8 protein-coding genes are annotated in these 7,100 nt (G+C 56.6%); all 8 read right to left on the reverse strand.

Features of this window, described 5'->3' with window-relative positions; all coding sequences use genetic code 11:
* Nucleotides 1–788 (reverse strand): contractile injection system protein, VgrG/Pvc8 family (locus OGY10_RS04090; protein WP_286576323.1); only part of this gene is annotated, 788 nt, incomplete at its 3' end.
* Nucleotides 785–1,270: a phage tail protein gene (locus OGY10_RS04095; protein WP_000980407.1), complete on the reverse strand. Its 486-nt coding sequence runs from the start codon at nt 1,268–1,270 to the stop codon at nt 785–787. The genes OGY10_RS04095 and OGY10_RS04090, both read right to left, overlap by 4 nt.
* Nucleotides 1,267–4,332, reverse strand: a complete 3,066-nt coding sequence (locus OGY10_RS04100; protein WP_286576324.1) for a phage tail tape measure protein — start codon at nt 4,330–4,332, stop codon at nt 1,267–1,269. The genes OGY10_RS04095 and OGY10_RS04100 overlap by 4 nt, the downstream gene beginning before the upstream one ends.
* Nucleotides 4,325–4,444, reverse strand: coding sequence for a GpE family phage tail protein (locus OGY10_RS04105; RefSeq protein WP_001397628.1), 120 nt, complete (start codon nt 4,442–4,444; stop codon nt 4,325–4,327). The genes OGY10_RS04100 and OGY10_RS04105 overlap by 8 nt, the downstream gene beginning before the upstream one ends.
* Nucleotides 4,445–4,458: 14 nt before the next feature.
* Nucleotides 4,459–4,761: a phage tail assembly protein gene (locus OGY10_RS04110; RefSeq protein WP_001744189.1), complete on the reverse strand. Its 303-nt coding sequence runs from the start codon at nt 4,759–4,761 to the stop codon at nt 4,459–4,461.
* A gap of 54 nt (nt 4,762–4,815) precedes the next feature.
* Nucleotides 4,816–5,331 (reverse strand): phage major tail tube protein, encoded by a 516-nt coding sequence (locus OGY10_RS04115; protein ID WP_086550357.1) that lies wholly within the window; start codon nt 5,329–5,331, stop codon nt 4,816–4,818.
* A gap of 9 nt (nt 5,332–5,340) precedes the next feature.
* Entirely contained in the window at nt 5,341–6,513 is a 1,173-nt protein-coding gene (locus OGY10_RS04120) for a phage tail sheath protein (RefSeq protein WP_060855072.1), read from the reverse strand.
* Between the two features lie 83 nt (nt 6,514–6,596).
* Nucleotides 6,597–7,100 (reverse strand): recombinase family protein (locus tag OGY10_RS04125; protein ID WP_286576325.1); only part of this gene is annotated, 504 nt, incomplete at its 5' end.

Genomic DNA, 7,100 nt, shown 5'->3' on the forward strand with positions numbered 1-7,100 from the left:
CCCTGTTTTGCTTCCGGCTCTTTGGGTGTGGTGGTTTTCTTTCGACGACGCTTAACACTGGTTGTCTCTTTTTTCCTGGGTTCACGCGTATGCAACCAGCTGGCAATAACACCGGTATAGGCACCACGATCAGCAAGGGTGAACCGATGACCGTCACCGGCTTTGCGCGTGATGGTGATAACCGGCAGCGGCTTGCCGCTCGCCGTTCTTCCCTGTCCCTGCCGGATAAACAGCAGATTCCCGTCCTTAACGGAAGCAATCGCCCCATACTGTCTCGCCAGTTTCATCAGAAAACTTGCATCGCTTTCATTGGTCTGGTCCAGATGATCCAGCGCCTTATCCGTCAGGTCTTTACCCAGCGCCACTTTGAGGTTATGCCGGGCGGCGATTTCCTTTACCACCTCCCCCACCGTTGTCTGATGCCATGATTTTTCGCGCCGTGTATTGAGGGTTTCACGGAAATCTGCGCTACGCGCCCGGATGGTCAGCCGGTCAGGGGCACCGCTGTGTTCAATTTCATCCACAGTAAAAGCCCCTTTAGGGAATAGCGGCTGGCCTTTCCAGCCCAGCGCCAGCTGAATCACTGCCCCACGTCGCGGCAGGGCGATCAGCCCGTCGGCGTCGTCCAGCTCCAGATCAAGCTGGTCCGCTTCAAAGCCCCGGTTATCCGTCAGCGTCAGACTCATCAGGCGGGTATCCAGCACGGTCGTCACGTCCTTACCTTCAATGACGATACTGAAAGCCGGGCTTTTGCTGTTCAGATTCAGAAGATCAGAATTAACGTTCACTGCAGCAATCCTCCTACCGTGTTCTTAATCCCCCCAATCGCAGAGGCAGCAGAGTCCTGCAGGTTGCTGAGCTGGTCACTCAGGCTCCCGAACATGTCAGACAGCGATTCATCAACCCGTTTAAGGGTGATCGTAAACTCAATGCGCCTGGGCATACCGCTGGCAAAAAACTCCGTCTTTGTCTGGCTCAGACTTTCAATAACAAACATGCCGTAAATAGTTCCGCTGCCTTCAATCAAAGGCCAGGCTTTGCCCTGCTCTGCCATCAACTCCAGCGCCAGCAATGACAGCCTGCCTCCGGTCACTTCCGGCAGCAGAACCCCGGACAGTGTCAGTGAATCATTATCCGGGCCAAGAAACTGCGTTGACGGGCGGCGGTTCACCCGGCTGTTGGCTGCATGTCGCCAGCTGCGCTGATACTGCAGTTCCTGATAAGGGACTGTGCGCAACATAAATACATATAAACCCAGCACCATCATCATGATTCATACCCCCCCCGATCGCTGAAATTGCTGCGCGCTTTTGCCCTGGCCCTGCGTTCCCGCTCGTCAAGCTGCCGTGCCACTTCACGGGCAATATCCTGCGCACTCTGTCCCGGCTGAGCGACGATATGAATGGGCGCATTTATCTCATAACGAATAACTGACTGCGGGCTGTCAGCCTTCACTGGCTGCGTCTGGTATGCCCTCGCAGGCAGGCTGAACGGATGAAGCGGAGCCGCTTCTGCAGGTGTCGCAGCAACCCCCATCACGCCTGCAACGACAGAGGCCAGCGCAGCAGTACGCCGCCTGCTGGTGACATTTGCCGGTCCGTTCACAATTTCAGGGCCATTTTCTCCAACAATGCCAAACTGCCCGCGTGGAATGATCCCGCCCGTGTCGTACATCCCTGCGTAAGCCGGGAACCCGCCTGGCGGCAGCACCACTTTGCCGTCACTGTTCACTGTGGCGAATTGCTGCTGCGTGACCTGCGCAGGCAGTTTCGCCTTTGCCGCCTCCTTACTGACAATACCGAGCTTTTCCAGCAGCCATGACACACCGGATTTAAGAGACTCCAGCGGGTGCATCACCATATTCAGACCTTCCGCCAGCGCCTCACCAAACCGGCGCCCCATTGCTGCTGCGCTGTTCAGCTCTTCGGAAGTGGATTTAACCGGCGTAAGTAAATCACTGAACCAGCCCCACAAGGCCTGCACCCTGTCACCAATCCACTGGAACATGGGCCTGAGCGGCTCAAAGGCGGCGCTGATGGGCGCTGCAGCGGCTTTAAACCCTTCCACCACGCCCCCCAGAAATGCACTGATGGGCTGCCAGTATTTCCACACAACCAGCGCCACACCAGCCAGCGCAGCCACAACCAGCCCTATCGGACTGAGCAGCGCACCCAGCATACCGGAAAGACCAAACAGCGCGCCGCGAAGTAATGCCAGCGGACCAGAAACAAGAAAACGCAATACGCCACCGACAGCTGTCAGCCCACCCCGCAATGCCGCCAGCGGGTTCATCACCATACCGATAACATTACGGATACCTGACATACCGGCACGGAACACGGCAAGCGGAGCACCTGCTACCGTTTTCAGTGCATTACCCGCTATTCCTGCTGAGCGACGCAGGGAATTAAGCGGGGCACTCAGCAACCCGACACTGTCACCGGATGACGCCATACCCCGACGCAACAGGGAAAGTGGCGCACCTGCCAGCCATGACAGGGCACCTCTAGTACGTGTTACCGCTGCAGCAACGGAAGGTAATGTTTTTACACCCAGCACAGACAGGCCAAACCGAATCACCGCAATCGGCCCCAGCACAGCAGCCACCGCCACGGCAAGTGTACCCAGCCCGACAGTGACAGCCGCCGTAGCCGCCGCCACTTTCATCAGCGTGCCAGCCAGCACGGGATTCTGCTCCACCCAGCGACGCAGCGCCCCGGTCACGCCCTTAACCATGCCCATAATATCCATCAGCGGCTGGCGCAGCGTTTCCCCCAGACTGCTGAAAGCGTTCTGCGCGCCCGTCTTAACCAGCAACCACTGCGCAGACAATGAATCCTTGTTAATGTCGGATTCTTTCTGCATGGAGCCATTAGCACCACTGCCTGATGTGAGTTTCAGCTGACGCTGCAGCTCCGGCAGGTTGTTAGCCAGCTTTGCCGCATCATCGCCAAACTCTTTACCAAAAATCATTGTCATGGCTGACAGGCGTTTATCCTGCGGCAGATTGTTGACCTTCTCCAGAACCCGCTGAATGGTGCCCATGGCATCGGTAGTCATCTGCTTTTCAATCTCCGCCGGATTGAGTTTCAGCAGGTTCATACCTTCAAAGAAGCGTTTACTTTGCATGGTGGCAATGGACAACTCACGCACCATGGCATTAGAAGCGCTGGCTGCGATTTCCGGGGCAGCCCCAAGAGAAAGGAATGTTGAACCCAGCGCAGCAGCCTTTCGGAAGTCAAGGCGGTCAGCCACGCCCCCCATACGCTGCAGGACGTTGATAATGTCCCCACCCTTTGACATGGCGTTATCATCCAGGTAGTTCAGCACATCGCCCAGCTGTTCAATATTGCGCGTCGGAACTTTATAGAGCTGCGCGATTTTCCCCAACCCTTCTGCCAGCTCATCGGCGGGCAGCTCAAAGGCCGTTGCAGCTTTTGCCGCCGTGGATGCAAAGACCAGCAGGTCACGTTTCTGGTCCTCAAAGGGATCGTCCTGGTTGGTCACGCCCATACGCGCCCCCCCTTCAACCAGTGCGGCATAATCTATAGCGCCATTCTCCATCGGCAGTTGTTCACTGGCGGCCTTGATAGCATCCTGCATGTCATAAAACTGTTTTGTACGGTTGCCGTTATCGTCCCGCAGCCCGTTTACCTGCTTTGCCACGCCTTTCATGGCATCTTCCATGCTGGCGTAGCTTTTCACTGCAGCCATAACCGGCGCACCCATTGCCAGCCCGGCAGCAGTGGTGGTGGCTCCGGCTCCGGCTATGCGATCCCGAACCTCAAGACGGCGCGAATACTGATCACGAACCGCATTCATTCTCGCCTGCTGTTCACCCAGGCGTTTCAGGGATTTTTGCTGTCGCTCCAGTGCCAGTCGGGTTTCATCGGCGTTCTGCCGTAGCTCACGCTGTGCGCTGCTCAGTTTCTTTGTATCAAGCCCAGCCTCATTCAGCGCAAGGCGCTGACGCTGCACTGACTGACGCAGCCCGTTATATTTTCCCTGTAAATCGGTGACGTGATTTTTAGCCTGCTCAAGCAGTCTGGCCTGTGCTGCCGTCGGGCGGTTGGTCGCAGTAAACTGCGTGGCGAGTTTTGCCGCTTCTTCGCGGGCGGCTTTAAGGCTGTTACCTGTGACTGCCAGCTGCGCGCTGGCCTTACGGAAGCCATCAATTCTGCCCGCCTGAGAATCTAACTCCTTCAACCGGGCGCGGCTTTGCTGAATAGCGGCAGCCAGCTCTTTTGAGCTGGCCTGCGCGGATCGAAATGGGCGGGTGAGCTTGTCAACCGCATTCAGAATCACCTGCAGACGCAGGTTATTGTCACTCATCGCTGGCCCCGCTTCTCTGAATCGCTTTGTGCCGCCACTCCAGCACCTCAGTCAGCGGCATAACGTCAGTGATGGACGGCGACCAGTGAAAGATGGTGGCGATATCCGCCACCAGGTCATCAATCGTCAGGCTGTCGGTAAACCGGCAAGCACCGACTTCTTCAACAAAAAAGTCACCACCTCGACCGACAGCGCGGTGAGATCGGCGGGGTCCAGTTCAGCCATTTCCTGTGCGGTCAGCGTCGGGGTGGAAATACGCGGGATCACTGTCATCATGGCCCCCACGTCCATATCCATAATGGCCTGCAGGCGGGTGCCGCGCAGCGCACCAGACTGAGGCTTACGCAGCACAATTTCGGTGATTTGGGTTTTACCGCGCATGATTGGCGTATCCAGTTGTACGGTTTTTTCAGTCAGCTTGTCGCTCATGTTCGTTTCCTGTTAATCAGATACTGGCGCGGATCACCGCGCCGTTAAGTTAAATCAGAGGCCAAGGGCGTTACGGTGTGCTTCCATCAGGTCCACGCCGTCAACGATTTCAATCATGTTGACCAGATCAACCTCATAGAGCACTTCGCCGTTAATGGTCAGCTTCGCGTAGCTGTTGGTGCTGCTGACTTTGGTGGTGCTGCTCTCGCCGGTTTTCCACTCGCCGGAATCCACTTCTTTATGACGCCCGCGCACAACCAGCTCAACGGCCTGAACTTCGCCGGTATCGTCACGCTGAATAGAGCCGGTGAAACGCAGCTGGATGCCATCAACGGTTGCCTTGCCCATCTGCTTGAATAACAACAGTTCGGTGCCGCCGATTGAAAATTCCGTGTCCAGTGCGCCGTCATCCAGCCCCATATCCACATCCACCGCGCCCGGCATACCGCCGCCGCGATACTTCTCAAACTTGCGGGTGAATTTCGGCAGAGTCAGGGACTCAACGATCCCCTGCCAGTTGTTCCCGTCGTTGAACAGGTTCAGGTGTTTTAACTTGCGTGGTAATGCCATGTATCCCCCTTATGCACTGACACGGCTGGCAAAATCGACCAGGTAGCGATCGGTGATGCGCTGGCGCAGCATCAGATTTTCAAGTGGCGGCACAGGCGTGTAGTCGTAGTCGATGGTGAGCTTCCCGGCTTTCAGGGAGTCTTTATCGTTCACTGACTCATCCAGCCAGCAGTCAGCCCCGATGAGGTATCCCTGATTTACCAGGCTGCGTAATTTGGCGCGAATACCTTCGATAATGTCGCGGGCCAGTGACGGATTCAGCGGCTTATCCACCGCCCACATATGCCCCTCTGCAATCGTGTCAGCCAGCACCTGCGCCGTGCGGGTGTAGTTCTCAAACGCAAACAAGGGATCGTCACTGAGGCAGCGGGACCCCCAGAAGCGGAAGCCGTCTTTGCAGATCAGCGTGGTGACGTCATTCTGGTTCAGCAGTCCCGCGTCCGTTGCCGGGTCCTGCAGATCCCAGAACACATCAGCGGAAATACCGGTGACGCCATTCACACCCACGTTGGACAGGGTTTTGTGCCAGCCGGTCTGTTCGTCGATTTTGGCGCGCAGACCGAGCGCACGGGCCGAGGCGTAAGCCGTGGCATCGGCTTTCAGAACGGTGTCAAAGTTGATGAAATCAGGCCAGATCAGCATCCCTTCTCGCTGGCTGAAATTGTCCCGGTAAGCAATGGCTTCCTCCACCGTCTTGCAGCCATAGGCAGACAGGTAGGCAAACCCGCGCAGGCTCTGCGCAACACTCATCAACTCAGTGGCTACCGCTTGCGTGTCGTGCCCCGGCACACCAAGAATGCGCGGCTTAACTTTCAGCTGCGACTGCGCAGAAAGCAGCGCTTTCATCCCCGTTTTTTTACCGTCGGACGTGACGCCACCAATAATATTGGAGGTGGTTTCCGCTTCGGTTTCGCCCTGCGCCACGCGCACAACAACCGTCACGGGTTTTGACTGGTCGGCAATCGCATCCAGCGAACGGGCCAGCGTGCCGGACTCGCCTGCTTTACCGCTGGCCTCCAGCACATCCGTCAGCAGAACCGGCTTATTGAGAGGGAATACGGACGCATCAGCATCATCGCCGGTGCAGACCATGCCCACGATAGCGGTGCTCACCGTGGTGATAGATCGGGTGCCCTCGTTGACTTCAACAACGCGCACCCCGTGGTGGTAATCCTGAGCCATAGCGGCGAACCTCCTGATTGGAATAGGCTTCGCCCTATGTTGTATTGATTACGTCACGCAGACAGCTGCGCGGCGTTGTCCTGTTAATCACACAATGTCGCAGGATATTTGCGGTATAACGTCGAGATCCCCACATCAAAAATTAAAGCAACCCGCTGCCGTGTTTCACCTGCAGCAAGTAACCTGCCAGCCTGTGCCCATTGCTCTGGCGTCAGTTTTGGTCTTCGCCCTCCAATCCTGCCTTTAGCTCTAGCTGCTTCCAGTCCCGCACGGGTTCGTTCCACTATCAACTCGCGTTCCATCTCCGCCAGTGCCCCCATAACGTGAAAGAAAAACCGCCCCATTGGCGTACTGGTGTCTATGCTGTCAGTCAGACTGCGGAAATTAACTCCGCGCTGCCGGAGTTCTTCTATCAGGGTAACAAGGTGTCGCATGCTTCTTCCCAGCCTGTCGAGCTTCCATACAACCAGCGTGTCTCCCTCTGATAACGTCCTGAGCAACCTTTTTAGCCCTGGCCTGTCTGCTGTTTTTCCGCTCATTTTGTCTTCAAAAATTAGCTCACATCCTGAGCGTTCCAGTGCATCACG

Origin of the sequence: Citrobacter sp. Cpo148, from assembly GCF_030332375.1 — a bacterium.
Taxonomy (GTDB): domain Bacteria; phylum Pseudomonadota; class Gammaproteobacteria; order Enterobacterales; family Enterobacteriaceae; genus Citrobacter; species Citrobacter portucalensis.

Excerpts from the sequence above, each read along its gene's own strand:
- OGY10_RS04095 (WP_000980407.1), bottom strand. The coding sequence starts at position 1,270 with ATGATGATGGTGCTGGGTTTATATGTATTTATGTTGCGCACAGTCCCT.
- OGY10_RS04100 (WP_286576324.1), bottom strand. The coding sequence starts at position 4,332 with ATGAGTGACAATAACCTGCGTCTGCAGGTGATTCTGAATGCGGTTGAC.
- OGY10_RS04110 (WP_001744189.1), bottom strand. The coding sequence starts at position 4,761 with ATGAGCGACAAGCTGACTGAAAAAACCGTACAACTGGATACGCCAATC.
- OGY10_RS04115 (WP_086550357.1), bottom strand. The coding sequence starts at position 5,331 with ATGGCATTACCACGCAAGTTAAAACACCTGAACCTGTTCAACGACGGG.
- OGY10_RS04120 (WP_060855072.1), bottom strand. The coding sequence starts at position 6,513 with ATGGCTCAGGATTACCACCACGGGGTGCGCGTTGTTGAAGTCAACGAG.